Source organism: Kribbella sp. NPDC004875 (genome assembly GCF_042873375.1).
GTDB lineage: Bacteria > Actinomycetota > Actinomycetes > Propionibacteriales > Kribbellaceae > Kribbella.
The window spans coordinates 368,725-383,909 of sequence record NZ_JBIALI010000006.1 but is presented as its reverse complement, the minus strand read 5'-3'; the positions used below and the strand labels follow the sequence as shown (position 1 = coordinate 383,909).

Annotated in this window: 14 protein-coding genes; 6 read left to right on the top strand and 8 right to left on the bottom strand. The window is 68.7% G+C overall.

Going from position 1 to position 15,185, the window contains the following annotated elements; all coding sequences use genetic code 11:
- Nucleotides 1-71: 71 nt before the first annotated feature.
- From ACFYRH_RS32310 to hppD, 3 genes are all read right to left on the bottom strand, one after another.
- Nucleotides 72-1,448 (bottom strand): FAD-binding oxidoreductase, encoded by a 1,377-nt coding sequence (locus ACFYRH_RS32310; RefSeq protein WP_387783242.1) that lies wholly within the window; start codon nt 1,446-1,448, stop codon nt 72-74.
- Between the two features lie 58 nt (nt 1,449-1,506).
- Nucleotides 1,507-1,980 carry a hypothetical protein gene (locus tag ACFYRH_RS32305; RefSeq protein ID WP_387783240.1) on the bottom strand — a complete coding sequence of 158 codons (474 nt, stop codon included), beginning with the start codon at nt 1,978-1,980 and terminating at the stop codon, nt 1,507-1,509.
- 184 nt (nt 1,981-2,164) lie between these two features.
- The gene (hppD, locus tag ACFYRH_RS32300; protein ID WP_387783238.1) at nt 2,165-3,367 is read right to left on the bottom strand and encodes a 4-hydroxyphenylpyruvate dioxygenase; all 1,203 of its coding nucleotides are present in this window, start codon (nt 3,365-3,367) and stop codon (nt 2,165-2,167) included.
- A gap of 150 nt (nt 3,368-3,517) precedes the next feature.
- On the opposite strand from hppD, the gene ACFYRH_RS32295 reads away from it, so the two are divergent.
- On the top strand, nt 3,518-4,000 hold the full coding sequence (locus ACFYRH_RS32295) for an Lrp/AsnC family transcriptional regulator (protein WP_387783236.1): 483 nt from the start codon (nt 3,518-3,520) through the stop codon (nt 3,998-4,000).
- A 168-nt stretch (nt 4,001-4,168) separates the two neighbouring features.
- Here ACFYRH_RS32295 and ACFYRH_RS32290 read toward each other — a convergent pair whose 3' ends face one another.
- Nucleotides 4,169-4,813 carry an IclR family transcriptional regulator gene (locus ACFYRH_RS32290; RefSeq protein ID WP_387783234.1) on the bottom strand — a complete coding sequence of 215 codons (645 nt, stop codon included), beginning with the start codon at nt 4,811-4,813 and terminating at the stop codon, nt 4,169-4,171.
- Between the two features lie 55 nt (nt 4,814-4,868).
- Here ACFYRH_RS32290 and ACFYRH_RS32285 point away from each other — a divergent pair, with 55 nt between their 5' ends.
- Nucleotides 4,869-5,618, top strand: coding sequence for a hypothetical protein (locus ACFYRH_RS32285; RefSeq protein ID WP_387783232.1), 750 nt, complete (start codon nt 4,869-4,871; stop codon nt 5,616-5,618).
- A gap of 3 nt (nt 5,619-5,621) precedes the next feature.
- Here ACFYRH_RS32285 and ACFYRH_RS32280 read toward each other — a convergent pair whose 3' ends face one another.
- Nucleotides 5,622-6,854, bottom strand: a complete 1,233-nt coding sequence (locus ACFYRH_RS32280) for an MFS transporter (protein ID WP_387783230.1) — start codon at nt 6,852-6,854, stop codon at nt 5,622-5,624.
- 29 nt (nt 6,855-6,883) lie between these two features.
- A complete protein-coding gene (locus ACFYRH_RS32275; protein ID WP_387783228.1) occupies nt 6,884-7,645 on the bottom strand; it encodes a phytanoyl-CoA dioxygenase family protein in 762 nt (253 codons plus the stop codon).
- A 90-nt stretch (nt 7,646-7,735) separates the two neighbouring features.
- Between ACFYRH_RS32275 and ACFYRH_RS32270 the strand changes: the two genes are divergently transcribed.
- Together ACFYRH_RS32270 and ACFYRH_RS32265 are read left to right on the top strand one after the other, a co-directional pair.
- On the top strand, nt 7,736-8,437 hold the full coding sequence (locus tag ACFYRH_RS32270) for an AraC family transcriptional regulator (RefSeq protein WP_387783226.1): 702 nt from the start codon (nt 7,736-7,738) through the stop codon (nt 8,435-8,437).
- 144 nt (nt 8,438-8,581) lie between these two features.
- Nucleotides 8,582-9,130 carry an NUDIX hydrolase family protein gene (locus ACFYRH_RS32265; RefSeq protein WP_387783224.1) on the top strand — a complete coding sequence of 183 codons (549 nt, stop codon included), beginning with the start codon at nt 8,582-8,584 and terminating at the stop codon, nt 9,128-9,130.
- Between the two features lie 15 nt (nt 9,131-9,145).
- On the opposite strand, the gene ACFYRH_RS32260 is transcribed toward ACFYRH_RS32265, so the two are convergent.
- The gene (locus ACFYRH_RS32260; protein ID WP_387783222.1) at nt 9,146-9,865 is read right to left on the bottom strand and encodes an SDR family oxidoreductase; all 720 of its coding nucleotides are present in this window, start codon (nt 9,863-9,865) and stop codon (nt 9,146-9,148) included.
- A gap of 102 nt (nt 9,866-9,967) precedes the next feature.
- Here ACFYRH_RS32260 and ACFYRH_RS32255 point away from each other — a divergent pair, with 102 nt between their 5' ends.
- Nucleotides 9,968-10,810 (top strand): helix-turn-helix transcriptional regulator, encoded by an 843-nt coding sequence (locus ACFYRH_RS32255; protein ID WP_387783220.1) that lies wholly within the window; start codon nt 9,968-9,970, stop codon nt 10,808-10,810.
- Nucleotides 10,811-10,857: 47 nt separating this feature from the next.
- Nucleotides 10,858-11,637 (top strand): family 16 glycosylhydrolase, encoded by a 780-nt coding sequence (locus tag ACFYRH_RS32250; RefSeq protein ID WP_387783218.1) that lies wholly within the window; start codon nt 10,858-10,860, stop codon nt 11,635-11,637.
- A gap of 86 nt (nt 11,638-11,723) precedes the next feature.
- On the opposite strand, the gene ACFYRH_RS32245 is transcribed toward ACFYRH_RS32250, so the two are convergent.
- Nucleotides 11,724-15,083: a CARDB domain-containing protein gene (locus ACFYRH_RS32245; protein ID WP_387783216.1), complete on the bottom strand. Its 3,360-nt coding sequence runs from the start codon at nt 15,081-15,083 to the stop codon at nt 11,724-11,726.
- Nucleotides 15,084-15,185: the final 102 nt, after the last annotated feature.

Sequence of the window (15,185 nt, the reverse complement as noted above, 5' to 3'; positions counted from 1 at the left end):
GCCGGACGTCACATTCGACGGGCATGGACATCGAGTGGGCTCGACAGTTGTATTGCGGTTGCGTCACAGTGTCAGCCGGCCACGATCTTTCCGGGATTCAGCAGGTTCTTCGGGTCCAGCGCCGTCTTGATCGCGCGGTGTACGTCGAGCGCGACCGGCCCGATCTCCTCGGCCAGCCAAGTGCGCTTGAGTACGCCGACCCCGTGCTCGCCGGTGATCGTGCCGCCGAGCTCGAGGCCGATCGCCATCACCCGGTCGAACGCCTCCTGCGCGCGCTCGGCCTGCGCCTGGTCGGTCTGGTCGAACACCACGGTCGGGTGCATGTTGCCGTCGCCGGCATGCCCGAGGACGCCGATGGTGATGTCGAGCTCGGCCGACAGCTCCTCGATCCGGCCGATGAACTCCGCCAGCCGCGAGCGCGGTACGGCGACGTCGTCGATCATCGTCGTACCCAGCTGCTCGAGCGCGGTCAGTGCGGCCCGCCGGCCTTCGAGGAGCAGCTCGCCCTCGGCGTCGTCCTCGGCCTCGATGCACTCCAGCGCGCCGTGGTCGCGGCACAGCTTGGCGACCGCCGCGACGTCGGCCGCGCCGGCCTCGCCACCCGCGTCGGACTGCGCGATCAGCATCGCGCCCGCCTCGTCGGGCAGGTCCATCCGCTTGTACTTGTTGACCGCGCGGATCGTGGTCCGGTCCATGATCTCCAGCAGGCTGAGCGAGACGCCACTGCGGATGATCTCGAGAATCGCGTTACCGGCCTCGACGCCGGAGCCGAACAGCGCGGCCATCGTCCGCGGCCGGGCCGCCTGCGGACGCAGCGCCAGCGTCGCCTCGGTGATGATGCCGAGCGTGCCTTCACTGCCGACGATCAGCTTGGCCAGGTCGTACCCGGCCACGCCCTTGACGGTCTTGCGGCCGGTCCGCAGCACGCGGCCGTCGGCCAGCACGACCTCGAGACCGAGCACGTAGTCCGTGGTCACGCCGTACTTCACGCAGCACAGGCCACCGGAGTTCGTGGACAGGTTGCCGCCGATCGAGCAGAACTCCCAGCTGGACGGGTCCGGCGGGTAGAACAGCCCGTGCTCGGCGACGGCACGCGACAGCACCGCGTTGTACACGCCCGGTTGCGTGACGACGTACCGGTCGACCGGTTCGACGGCCAGGATGCGGTCCATCTTCTCCAGCGAGACCACGATGCAGCCGTCCAGCGCGTTCGCCGCGCCGGACAGGCCGGACCGCGCGCCCTGCGGCACGATCGGTACGCCGGTCTCGTTCGCCACCCGGACCGCCGCCTGGACGTGCGACGTCTCCCGGGCCAGCACGACAGCGAGCGGCATGCCGGCCGGGCAGAACATCGCCCGGTCGTACCGGTAGCTCTCCATCCGGTCCGGATCGGTCACCAGCGCCTCGGGCGGCAGCACCTGACGCAGCTTGTCGACAACCTCACTCATACAGCGAGCCTACGGTCTACTGCGCGGTACTGCGCCCTTCTCCGGTGACCGTCTCAGGTCAACGGGCGCGTCTGGTGGCGTTCTCCGAGATCTCCTCGTAGCCGCCGCCGTAGTTGTGGTACTCGCGGCCGATCGCGACGAACGTGATGCTCCCGCTGGACGCCTTCACCTTCGGCGTCCGGCAGGTGCGCTGGCCGGCGATCACCGAACCGTTGCCGCCGCTGCTGTCACAGCTGAGCACCCGGCCGTTGCTGCCGCCGCCGTACTGCACCAGGAAGGCGTTGGCCTTCGCGTTCGCCACCACGGGCGACGCCATGGTGATCTCGGCCCAGTACTGCGAGCAGTTGTCGCGGACGAGCCGGATGGTGCCCCAGCTCGGCGGTTGGTGGTTGCGAAGCATCGGCGCCGATGCGATGGATGTCGCGCCTGAGCAGCTGGCGGCCGTGACCGCCTCGGCGGGTGTGGCGGAAAGGGCGATCGCGCCCACCCCAGCCAGGCCCGCGGTGCTGAGCAGAATGCCCAGTGTCTTCATGACGAAACCCTTCCTGAGTGCACGCCCCGACGTCCACTCAGGAAGGCACACTACGCGAACGGAGCTTGCCCCGACAGTCATTCCGGTAATCGGACGGCGACACGCCGTGTCCAGTTGCTCCGGGCAAGGTTCTGCGCCTGGCTTACCCGATTAACCTCGCCCAGGAGCCGCCGGACGGGCGCCGTCAGAGGTTGCCGCGGCGCTCTTGTTCGCGTTCGATCGCCTCGAACAGCGCCTTGAAGTTGCCCTTGCCGAAGCCGAGCGAACCGTGCCGCTCGATCAGTTCGTAGAACACGGTCGGACGGTCGCCGAGCGGCGCGGTGAAGATCTGCAGCAGGTAACCGTCCTCGTCGCGGTCGACCAGGATGCCGCGCGACTGCAGCTCCTCGATCGGCACCCGCACCTCGCCGATCCGGGCCCGCAGCTCCGGGTCCTGGTAGTAGGAGTCCGGGGTGTTGAGGAACTCGACACCGTTCGCCCGCATGATGTCGACGGTCCGCAGGATGTCGTTGGTGGCCAGTGCGATGTGCTGCGCGCCGGCGCCGTCGTAGAACTCCAGGAACTCGTCGATCTGCGACTTCTTCTTCGCGATCGCCGGCTCGTTCAGCGGGAACTTCACCCGGTGGTTGCCGTTGGCGACGACCTTGCTCATCAGCGCCGAGTAGTCGGTGGCGATGTCGTCACCGATGAACTCCGCCATGTTCACGAAGCCCATCACCTTGTTGTAGAAGGCAACCCACTCGTCCATCTTGCCGAGCTCGACGTTGCCGACCACGTGGTCGATCGCCTGGAACAGCCGCGTCGGGTGTCCCTGGGGCCGCGTCACGTTGGTGGTCGCCACGACGAAGCCGGGCAGGTACGGACCGTCGTACCGGCTGCGGTCGATCAGGGTGTGGCGAGTGTCGCCGTACGCCGCGATGGCGGCCCGCCGGATCGTGCCGTGCTCGTCGGAGACGTCGTTCGGCTCCTCGAGGACGACCGCGCCGACGCTGCGGGCGTGCGCGATGCACTTGTCCACGTCCGGGACCTCGAGTGCGATGTCCGCGACGCCGTCGCCGTGCTTGCGGTGATGGTCGTGCAGCGGGCTCTTCGGGCTCACGCCACCGGTGATGACGAAGCGCGCGGAGCCGGCCTTCAGGACGTAGGCCTTGCTGTCCTTGAGCCCGGTCTCCGGGCCGGCGTACGCGACCAGGTCCATGCCGAACGCGAGCTGGTAGTACTTCGCGGTCTGGGTGGCGTTGCCGACCACGAAGACGAGCGCGTCCATCGAGGTGACCGGGAACGGGTCGGTGCTCTCGTCGTACGGCACCAGGCCGACGAGCTGCTTCAGCTGGTCGAGGTCGAGATCGGCGTCGAGCTCTGCGGGGGTGAGGTCGGTGCTGGTCATCGGGGTCCTCCCGGGTCGGGTACGTGCACCGAGCCTCGTCGGAGGGGGACAGGTTGTGCAACAGTTTGTTATTTCACTAGGCAGGTTGTGCAGTATTGTGGGGACTTCGCTGGACTGTTTGGTCAGGCTGACTATCTCCCCGGAGGTGCCATGTCGGTGGATGCGCTGGATGCCCGGATCCTGGAGTTGTTCGCCGCCGAGCCGCGGGTCGGCGTCCTCGAGGCGTCCCGGCGGCTCGGGGTGGCGCGCGGGACGGTGCAGGCGCGGCTGGACCGGCTGCAGCGCGACGGCGTGGTGCGGGGCTGGGGTCCGGACATCGACACCACCGCGATCGGCTATCCGGTGACGGCGTTCGGCACGCTGCAGATCGAGCAGGGCTCCGGACACACCACGGTCGCCGAGGCGCTCGCGCGGATCCCCGAGGTCCTGGAGGTCCACACGATCACCGGCGCCGAGGACCTGTGGTGCCGCATCGTCGCCCGCTCCAACGCCGATCTGCAACGCGTGATCGACCAGGTGGTCAAGGTCCGGGGCATCCAACGCGCCTCCACGGTGATCGCCCTCGCCGAGCAGATCCCGCACCGCGTCCTCCCGCTGGTCGAGGCCGCAACCCGGACCGCCACCACTCACTAACCGCTCAGGATCGGTCGGCCCACCGGCTCGCCAGGCGGGCGGCTCGGCGCGGGGCCGGGGTTGTTGAGTGGTGGACGTCCGCCCCATCACCATCCCGTCCGCGACTCGCGCCCCCGCGGGACAGCGGCGGGAACCGCGGATGTGGTGGCCTGGCGGCCCCGGCGGTGGTCAGGCCAGGCGCTTGGCGACCTCGACCGCGGCGCGGGCGACGCGGGGGCCGACGAAGTCGCGGTCGAGTTTGCCGAGGACGACCACGCCGATCGAGGCCTCGACACCCGGTACGCCGAGTACGGGCGACGACACACCCTGCGCGCCGGCCTGGAGCTCGCCGGACGTGATCACGAACGGCCGGCCGGCCGGATCCGGCTTGCGACGACCCGCCAGGATCGCCTTACCCGCCGCACCCTGGTCGAGCGCATGCCGCGAACCCATCCGGTACGACACGTGGAAGTCGGTCCAGCTCGGCTCGATCACGGCGATCGCCAGCGCTTCCTCACCGTCCGCGACGGTCAGGTGCGCGGTCGCACCGGTGTCCTCCGCGAGTGAGCGCAGTACCGGCAGGGCGGCGTCACGGAGCGTGGGCTGCACGCGCCGGCTGTAGTGCAGGACGGCGAGACCGAGGCGGGCCCGGCCCTCGCTGTCGCGGCGGACGAGCCGATGCAGCTCGAGGGTGTTCACGAGGCGGTACACCACCGTCCGACTGACTCCCAGCGCCGCGGCGAGCTCGGTGATGGAGAGCCCGTCCGGTGCGTCCGCCAGCAACTCGAGGACGGTGAGTCCCCGGTCGAGCGTCTGCGAGGTCTCGGCTGGCACGTTGTCAGGGTATCCGTTATTCGGGCGCGGACCGATGGGCCCGTATCTTGCTGCCGTGCGAAATTACTGGTCGCTGCTCCCCGCCGTCCTCGTGGCCGTGGTGTTGATCCTGGTCTACGCCGTCCCGACCATCATCAATCCGCAGTGGACGAGCTCGATCACCGCACTGTTCCGGAGCACGCCGGTGCCCGCCGACGCGACCCCCGAGGAGGCTCGCCGGGCGGCCGGCATCCTCGGCCCGCAGCAGCTGAAGTCGCGCCGGATGCTGGCGATCGCGATGGTGATCGGCGCGCTGATCCTGGTCGGCTTCAACATCTCGTTCAACCGCGAGGCGGTCGGCTGCTACAAGGCCGCGCGGGCGTTCGGCGCGATCGACGGCCCGGACATGAAGGACCCGTGCGTCGACATGATCTTCGGCACGTTCCTCGGCGACGGTACCGGCAGCACTTCGGAGAAGAACCCGCAGCCGGTGCAGTACTACCAGGTCGTGAAGGGCAACAAGCCGAAGTACCTGAAATGGATCCAGAACGCCCCGAAGTACGACGAGGCGGACCTGCTGATCGCCACCACCCTGAGCTGTTCCGGGGACCTGCGCGTCGAGCAGGAGGAGGACAAGATCCTCGCGTACGTCGACGTCGACACCCCCTGCCCACCGGACAGCAACGCCTCGGTGACCCCGATCAAGCTGAAGAAGCCGCTCGGCGACCGGAAGATCGTCACCGTCGGCGACAAGCCGATGACCGAGATCAACCCGGACATGGACTCCTGGTTCACCGTGCTGGGGAAGCTCGCGACCGGGGGCTAGCAGTCAGCTGAGCTTGCGGGTTCGCGAGTCGTAGAGCCGGAACGGGCGGTTGCGGGCCAGCAGGATCAGCAGGCCGGTGATGCAGACCGCGGCCCCACCGAGCAGCGCGACGGTCGGGCTGGTCAGCGACGCCGTCGTCCCCGCGACGAAGTCACCGAGCCGCGGACCGCCGGCCACGACCACGATGAACACGCCCTGCAGCCGGCCGCGCATCGCGTCCGGCGCCGCGGACTGCAGCACGGTGTTGCGGTACGCCGAGCTGACCATGTCCGCCGCGCCGGACAGCGCGAGCAGCGCCACCCCGAGCCAGATCGTGCGGGACAACCCGAACAGCCCGACCGCGGTCGCGTACGCCGTGATCGCCAGGACAATCGCCACGCCCTGACGCCGTACCCGGGTCACCCAGCCGGAGAAGATCACGCCGATCAGAGCCCCGATCGCCGGCGCGGCCTGGAGCACGCCGACCGTCCGGATGCCGCCCGCGAAGAACGCGCCCGCGACCGCCGGGAACAGCGCCCGCGGCTGCGCGAACACCATCGCGAAGATGTCCGCGAGGAACGTCGCGAGCAGCGCCGGTGCCGCCCGCAGGAACGCGAACCCCTCGAGTACCGACCGCAGACCGGCCCGCCGGACCGCTCCGGTCGGCGGCACCGCCGGGAGCCGGAACAGCGCGTACAGCGCCGCGGTGAACGTGACCACGTCGACCAGGCACGCCGCCGCGAAGCCCCGCCACGCGATCACCGCCGCACCGAGCAACGGTCCGGCGGTGAAGCCCAGGTTGAACGCGGCCTGGCTGAGCGTGTTCGCGGCCGGCAGCAGTTCGGGCCGGATCAACCGCGGGATGATCGCCGACCGGGCCGGGTTGTTCACCGCGAAACACGCCGACTGACAGGCCACGACGGCGTACAGGACCCCGACCTGTCCCCAGCCGAAGTGCGCCTGCAGCACCAGGACCATCGACAGCAGCCACAACCCCGTCGACGAGACCAGCGAGAGGGTACGGCGGTCGATCGCGTCGGCCATCGCCCCGCCGTACAGCCCGAAGACGATCAGCGGGACCAGCGAGAACAGGCCCACCAGTCCGACCGAGAACGTCGAGTGCGTCAACGCGTAGACCTGGATCGACACGGTGACGGCCGTCATCTGCTGGCCGAGCTGCGACACCGTGGACCCGATCCACAACCGCCGGAAGTCGGCGGACTCACGCAGCGGGCGGATGTCGGTGAGCAGACGCACGATGACAACTTATGCCACGGTGTAAACGCTCACACGCGCGGGAACATCTCATGTTCGAAGGGCTCGCCGACCGGCAGGTCGAGGCCGTCGGTGCAGACGTGACCGCCGCCGGTGAACGTCGCGTCCGCGTCGATGTAGATCGCCACGTGCGCGATCCGCGGGTCGTCGGTCAGGTTCGGCGTCGCCGAATGCGCGAGATAGGCGTTGTGGAAGGTGCAGTCGCCGGCCTGCAACGGGATCGTCAGCCGCTCCTCCCAGCGCAGATCGGGCGCGGCGCGGAACATGTCGTCACGATCCGACAGGTCCTGGCTGCGCAGGTCCTGGTGGTTCTGCGAGCCGGGGATGAACGTCATACAGCCCTTCTCCACCGGTACGTCGACCAGCGCGACCCACGCCGACAGCGACGCCCGCGAGCCGGCATGCGGCCAGTACGGCGCGTCCTGGTGGAACTCGGTCGCGGCCCCGTTGTGCGGCGGCTTGATCAGCAGCTGGTCGTGCCAGATCCGCAGCGGTACGCCGGCCAGCGCGGTGGCGGCCGCCGCGAGCCGCGGGTCCAGCGTGAGCTCCCGCAGTACGTCGTTCTGCCGCCAGACGTTGACGTACTGGTTGAAGATCTTCGACTCCTTGAACAGGTCGTCGGCGTTCGCGGTCCACTCGGTCGCGGCGGCGGCGAACCGGGCCGCATCGTCGCGGCTGATGATGTTCTTGATCCGCACCACGCCGTCGCGGCGGTAGGCGGAAATGGTCTCCTCATCGACGGTCACAGGTGCCGTAGGCTCGGTGGTGGTCATCGGCGTACTCCTCGGATTCCGTTGGCCTGGAAGGTGGTTCCAGGTTCGCGGACGGCTACTCGCCGGGGACAGGCGGTGGTTGACCAGGACTTGACTGATCTTGACCTCCTGGAGGCGGCGGTGCACAACGTGCTGAGCAGTGCGGTCTTCCCGGATCCACGGCTGCCGGTCGCGGGTGAGCGGATCGAGGTCGTCGCGGACGTCGCGCCGCACAGTCATGCGTTCTTCGAGGTCGCCGTGGTGCTGGCGGGGCGTGGGACGCATGTGTCCGCGGCGGGCGAGGTGGAGTTGGGGCCGGACGCGCTGGTGGTCATCCGGCCCGGGGAGTGGCACGGGTACACCGGGTGCGACGGGCTGGTGGTGCGGAACGCGTACCTCGGTCCGGACGTGTTCGCATTGCTGTCCGGCGCGCTCGTGCCGGGGGCGTTGGCCGCGGGCAGTGCACCGCCGGCGCATCCCGCCGTACAGCACGCGATGCGGCTGCTCGAGGCGGATCTGGCCGAGGCGTGGACGCTCGAACGGCTCGCGGCGGCCGTCAACCTCGCGCCCGGGTATCTGGTCCGGCTGTTCGGGCGGACGGCCGGGATCTCGCCGATGGCCTACCTGAACCGGGTCCGGGCCGAACGCGCGGCCGGCCTGCTGATCGAGACCGAACTCCCGGTCGCGACCATCGGCACGATGGTCGGCTGGCACGACCCGAGCCACGCCACCCGCCGCTTCCGCACCACCTTCGGCCTGAGCCCCACCACCTACCGAGCCACCTTCCGCCCGACCACACCCCCACCCCACTAACTTCCCAGCCATACGCAGATTCACCATCTGTGCCCATCCCGGTAGCTTCGTGGTTCGCCACCCACCTCCCTCCCCCACTCACATTCACCATCTGTGCCCATCCCGGTAGCTTCGTGGTTTCGGGGGGTAAGCGAAGATGTCCCCATGACGTCGTCGTTGCGCACGCCTGACCCGAACCCCGGCTGGCTCTCCGAGTTCGCGCTCGCCGAGACCCGCACGCGGGTGCCGATCCTGTACGTCGAGGCGGTCCCGGCCCGGGTCGACACGCTCGGCCAGATCGAGCACATCGGGGTCCTGCTCCGGACCTCTCCCGCGACCGGCGAGATCACCCGCACGCTGGTCTCCGGCCGGGTGCTCCACAACGAGTCGATCCGCGACGCGCTGCAGCGCAACATCGAGAAGGACCTCGGCCCGGCCGCGTTCCCGCGGCTGCCCGCCACGCTGGTCCCGGTCACGGTCGCGGAGTACTTCCCGTTCCCCGGCATGACCCCGCTGCACGACCCCCGCCAGCACGCGGTCGCCCTGGTGTACGTCGTCCCCGTCACCGGCGAGTGCAACCCGCGCCAAGACGCCCTCGAACTCACCTGGCTGACCCCCGAGGAAGCCCTCGCTCCGAGCCTCCTGAACGACCTCGAAGGCGGCCGCGGCCAGCTGCTCAAACAAGCCCTCGCCTGGTCCGGCGCCATCGTCTGACCAGCTCTGCGCGCCTCACCAGGGGAGGCGGCCCGCTGCGGCGTACACGTGGCCGGTTGGGCCGGCGGCGTTCAGCGTTGCGAGCTCGACCGCGACTGCTGCGCCCTGGGCGGGGGTGCGCTGCGCGGTCCAGCCGCCCATGTCGGTGGCGCAGTTGCCGGGGTCGGCGGCGTTGACCAGGATGCCGGTGCCGCGCAGCTCGTTGGCGAGCATCACCGTGACCATGTTCACCGCCGCCTTCGACGCGTTGTAGCCGAGCGTCAGCACCGTCGACATCCGCGATTCCGGATCCCCGACCTGCGCGAACGACGCCAGCGACGTCGACAGGTTCACGATCCGCGCCTGCCCTGCCTTCTCCAGCAGCGGCAGGAACGCCTGCGTCACCGCCACCAACCCCACGACATTCGTCTCGAACGCGGACCGCAGTACCTCGGCGCCGATCCGCGTCACCGCATCATCCCCCTCGGGAATGATCGCCGCGTTGTTCACCAGCACGTCGAGCCGCCCGTACGCCGACACCCGCTCGACCGCCGCCCGCACCGATACCGGATCCGTCACGTCCAACTGCAGGCCGACCACATCCAGGCCCTCGGCAACCAACTCCCGCACCGCGACCTCCCCGCGCCGCAGATCCCGCGACCCGACCAGCACGCGGAACCCACGCTCCCCCAACTGCCGCGCGATCTCCTTGCCAATCCCTTTGTTGGCGCCCGTCACGAGCGCAATCTTCGTCATGCCGTCCACGCTGCCCGCACCCGATCACCCGAGGCAGAGCGAGCCGACCCTGGGACCGGCGCTCCCTGGATACGTCCGGCCAGGCCTGCGATCCTGGACGACGTGGATCGCGACGGACTGGCCGAGTTCCTCCGGGTACGCCGGGAAGCGCTGCGACCGTCCGACGTAGGCATCCCGTCCGGACCGCGCCGCCGTACCCCGGGCCTGCGCCGCGAGGAGGTCGCGGCCCTCGCCACCATGTCCACGGACTACTACACCCGCCTCGAACAGGGCCGCGGCCCGCGGCCGTCCCGTCCGGTGCTGACCGGGCTGGCTCGCGCACTGCGACTGTCCGACGACGAGCGAGCCCACCTGTTCCGGCTGGCCGGCGAACAGCCCGGTCCCCCTCCTGGTCCACCCTCCGACGTGCGCACCGGCGTACTGCGGATGCTCACGCGCCTCGACGTACCGGGTCTGGTCCTGGACGCGAAGTACGACGTCCTCGCCTGGAACCCGCTGGCGGCGGCCCTGATCACAGATTTCTCCGCACTCCCGCCCCGCGACCGCAATCTGCTACGGCTGCGTTTCCTCACCGACCGGCAGACCGAACTGTTCGGCGAGGACGCCACCCGCGAGTTCGCCCGGGAGGCAGCGGCCGACCTGCGCGCCGCGACCAGCACCTACCCGGACGACCCGGAACTCGCCCGTCTGGTCCGCGATCTGCAGAACGGGAGCGCGGAGTTCGCGGAGATCTGGGCGCGGCATGCAGTCGGGCGCCAGCAATCGTTGTGCCAGACGATCTTCCACCCGCAGGTCGGCCGCATCGACGTGATCTGCGAGGTTCTCGTCGTCCCCGAACGCGACCAGCGCGTGGTCCTCTACACCGCCGAGCCCGGCTCGCCGTCCGACCAGGCGATCCAGCTGCTGGAAGTGATCGGAATTCAGAAGTTGACAAGCCGCGCCTGATCAAGCGACTGTTTGATCCGTTGGATTCCGACGGAAGGATCTGCTTGATGCGTAAGTTACTTACGATTCCGGTGGTTCTCGGGCTGCTGGTCATCCCGGCGGCCGCGGCGGTGGCCGATCAGCGCAGCGAGCCTACGGTGCCGGCGGGTCCGGGCACGCTGGTGTTCGCCGACGAGTTCGACGGGACGGCGATCGACCGGAGCAGGTGGGCCATCCACTCGAACGCGGAAGCCGACCAGTGCCTCGGCAACAAGGGCAACCAGCAGCTCGAGTGGCACACCTGGGACGCACTGTCGGTTGCCGACGGCAAGCTGACGATGACGGCGCGGAAGAACAACCCGGCGAACGGGTACGAGTGGTCCGGCGCGCTGATCACGACCGGTCAGGCGTGCGGGCACGAGCCGTCGAAACCGTTCGCCGTGCAGACCGGTGACTACATCGAGACCCGGCTGAAACTCCCGGCGGACAAGGGATTCTGGCCGTCCACCTGGACCTGGAACGGCAACGGTTCCAACGAGCAGGACACCTACGAGTTCTACAGCGACAACCACAAGGCGCTGTACCTGACCAACCACCAGTCGCCCGGCGGCGGGTGCACGTACCAGTCACCGACCGACCTCACCACGGACTGGCACACGATCGCGCAACAGCTCGGACCGGACCAGACGGTCTGGTACCTCGACGGCAAGGAGATCTGCCGCCAGGGCGCGTACACCGCCGGCAGCAGTGACGCACTGATCCTCGACCTCTTCGTCTACGGCAAGATCCCGCCGGCCGTCACGTCCGGCTCCGTGCAGATCGACTACGTGCACGTCTACCGCCCGTAAAGGCTGAGGCCCAGCACCCCGACCTCGTGATGGGGTGCTGGGCCTCGGGGGAACACCGGGCGGGGCTGTGCCCGGTGCGTGCGTACCTATTGCCCGGTGATCGTGAAGGCAGACCCGGGCTCCTTGAGAATGTCGCCGTCGCGGGAGTTCGTGATCGTGACATTGCTCAGGCCGGCGCTGCCGCGCGCTCCGGACATCGCGAGGATCCCGGAGCCGTTGTTCGACTTGTCGATCTTCACGTTGCTGACCGCAACGTTCGGCATCTCCCCGCCACCGGTCTTGAACTGAATCCCGTCGTACGTCGAGTCGTAGATGTCGGTGTCGCGGATCGTCACCCCGGGGATCGGAAGGTTCGACGGGAACAGCGTGATCGCGCCGAACTCCTGCGCCTCGCCCCAGAACACTCCACCACAGCGGTACAGCGCGTTGTTCGCGATCGTCGTCGTACCGGAGAACGGCAGCGGGTCGTGGTCGGTCGCGAGCATGATGCCGGGGTAGTTCATCGTGTCGGAGACCAGGTTGTTCTCGATCTTGTTGCCGTAACCGCCGTAGATCGCGATCCCGTTCGCCCGCCACGGCAGCTGGACGGTGTTGTTGGCGAACGTGTTGTCGTGGCCGATGTCGACCGACTGGTCCTTGACGTACTTGTTCGCCCAGACCGCGAGCGCGTCGTCGCCCGTGGTGCGGAAGGACGAGTTGAACACCTTCGAGTTCCGGGTCCCGTTGGAGAAGTTGATGCCGTCGGCGTAGGTGTCCCGGATCCGCATCCCGCTGAACTCGAGCCCGTCGGCCGGTCCCCACAGCTCGGGGATGTTGTCGTAGTCGCGGCCGACCCAGACCCCGACGTTCGAATGCTCGATCCAGACGTTGCTGATCTTCGTCCCGGTCCCGAACCGGCCGTTCAGCCCGACCCCGCCCTCGGCGTTCCCGTCACCGCCGCGGATCCGTCCGGAGCCGAAGATCGCGATGTCGCTGAGCTGGACATTCTTGTCGATGTCGAACCCGAAGTTGCCTTCGTGCGGGTGGTTGATGCCGCCGGCGTTCTGCGGCTCGATCGTCGAGTACAGCTGTGAGTACCACATGCCCGCGCCGCGGATCGTGGCGTTGCTGATCCCGACCTGGTTGTACTGGCCGCGGTTCTGCGGGTCGTCGGTGAGGATCTTCTGCTCCTGCCGCCACTGCCCTTCCGGGATCCACACGCAGCTGATGACGCCGTTCTGGTCGTCGGTCACCGCGCGCTGGATCGCGTCCGCGTCGTCGATCCCGTCGTTGGGCACGGCGCCGTACTGCGTGATCGACGTGCAGCCGGCCGGCTGGCTCAGCGGCGGCGCGACCTGCTCGAGATCGACCAGGTCGATGACGTAGTACGCCGCGGAGTCGCCGGCGTCGCGCTGCAACCTGAACTTCGTGCCCGCCGGGTACGACTGGTTGAGCAGGGCATGTGATTCGTCGAAGAGCCGGCGGGCGTCGCCGCCCGGCGTGTTGGTCAGGCCTTCGGGTTGGTCGGTGTTGCCGTAGAGCCAGCTGTTGTGGCTCGACAGAGTGAGCTTCTGCTTGAACGTGCCGTCGACGTACAGGCTGATGGTTGCCTGCAGCCCCTGTCCGTCGGCGGAGTCCGGGATCGAGTTGCGGACCACGATCGAGTTGGTCGGGACGGTCGACGTGAACTCGACGTACTGGCCGCTCGAGTTCAGCCGCACCGACTGCCGGCCGGACGACTCGGTCGCGAAGTTCGTGTGCCCGAAGGTCCGCTTCGCGTCCGCGGTCAGCAGGGTTCCGGTGTAGTCACCGGCCTCCGCCTCGTACGAAGTGAACGGGACCGCCGCACCGCGTCCGACGACGACCGACTTCGTGAAGATGTTGTTGGTTTCGTTGGTCTCGGCAACAGTATCGGTCGCGTCGGCCGTTCCGACGAGAGTCGCGCCGCCGTTCGCGGCCGTCCAGGTGCCGCTGATCGCTACGTTCGCGGTGGATCCGGCAGCGATCGATGGCGTGCTGCCGTTGAGCGTGGTGGATCCGATGGTGAGACGGGTCACGCTGGTCGCCGCGGCCGTGGTGCCGCGGTTGTTGACGGCGACGGTGAAGGAGACCTGGTTTCCTGGCGCCGGGTTGGCCGGGTTCGACGTGACGCCGGTGATCTGGAGGTCCGGGCCCGCGGCTTGGGCGATGGCCAGTTGGGTTGGGGCCTGGAGGGTGTTGTTGTCGTCGTTCTGCTCGACGACCGAGTTGGCCGGATCGGCGACGGCGGCGACGGTGTAGTTGCCTTGGGCATGTGTACCGGTCGTGGCGGTGACCGTGCTGGAGGCGCCGGCTGCGAGGGCCTGGACGTTCGCGGTGCCGGCGACCGAGCCGCCGAGGAGGAAGTTCAGGCTGCTGGCCGGGGCGGCCGCGGAGCCCTCGTTCTTGACGGTCGCGGACAGCGTGATCGGGGTGGTTTCGGTCGGGTTCGCGGGTGACCAGTCGACGTTCGTGACCACGAGATCGGGATTCGGAGCCGCCGTACCGAACACCTGGAACTCGGCGACCTGACCGCCGGGCGCGCCGGAATTGCCGAAGAACTGCAGTCGAAGGTCGGCGTACCGGCCAGTGACAGGGATGGTGACCGTGTTCTGGTTGGCCGACGGGTCGAACTGGTAGTCGGTGCGTGCGACGACCGAGGTGAAGGTTGTTGCCGACTGTTCGCGGCCGAGGACCTCGATGCTCTGGGCGCGTGCACCCCAGATCTGGTCGGGGTCGAGCCGGACCGCGACCGAGGTGACATCGGCGTTCGCGCCGAGCTTCACGGTGAGCGTCGACGGGTAGCCGTTGGACTCCCAGTAGGTGCCGGCGTTGCCGTCGTTCGCGTTGGTGGCGACGAAACCGGCGACCGAGGTCGACGCTTCGATCGTCTTGCCGGCGGCGAGATCTGTGCCGGTCGGCGGTTCGACCGGCCCGCCGCTGGGCCCGGCCACATCGAACTCCGAGAGTTGCGCGGCCGCCCAGCCCGTGTTCGCGGTGAATGTCAGCCGCACAAAGCGTGCCGAGGTGGCACTGAAGTCGATCGTGACGACATTCGTCCCGCTGAAGCTGTACGCCGTACCGCTGACGACTGTGGTGAACGCCGAGCCGTTCGCGCTGGCCTGGACCGTCAGCGTCTGGGTCCGCGGGCCCCAGGCGGCGGGCAGCTTCAGCGTGACCTGATCGACGTCCCTCGTCGCGCCGAGATCGGCCTGGATCCACTGCGGAAAGGTGTTGTTGGCGCTCTCCCAGTAGGTGTTCTGGTTGCCGTCGCCGGCGTTCGCGCTGGGGTATTCGGGGAGTGACGTGCTGGCGGAGAGGGTCTTCGCCAGGTTGGCGGCTGTCGCCTTGGCGGCGGCTGTCGCTTTGGCGGCGGCCGGGCCAGGGCTCGAGCCGAGGGTGAGCAGGACGGCGGCGAGTAACAGCCGCAGCAGGATCTTCCGGCGCATCGAGAGGTCCTCCATCGGGGGCGGTAGGGAGGTTTGTTTGAGAAATTGCGTTAGATTGACGACTTCTTGCAGCTTGGTAGTCGAAGCTTGCAGGACCACTAG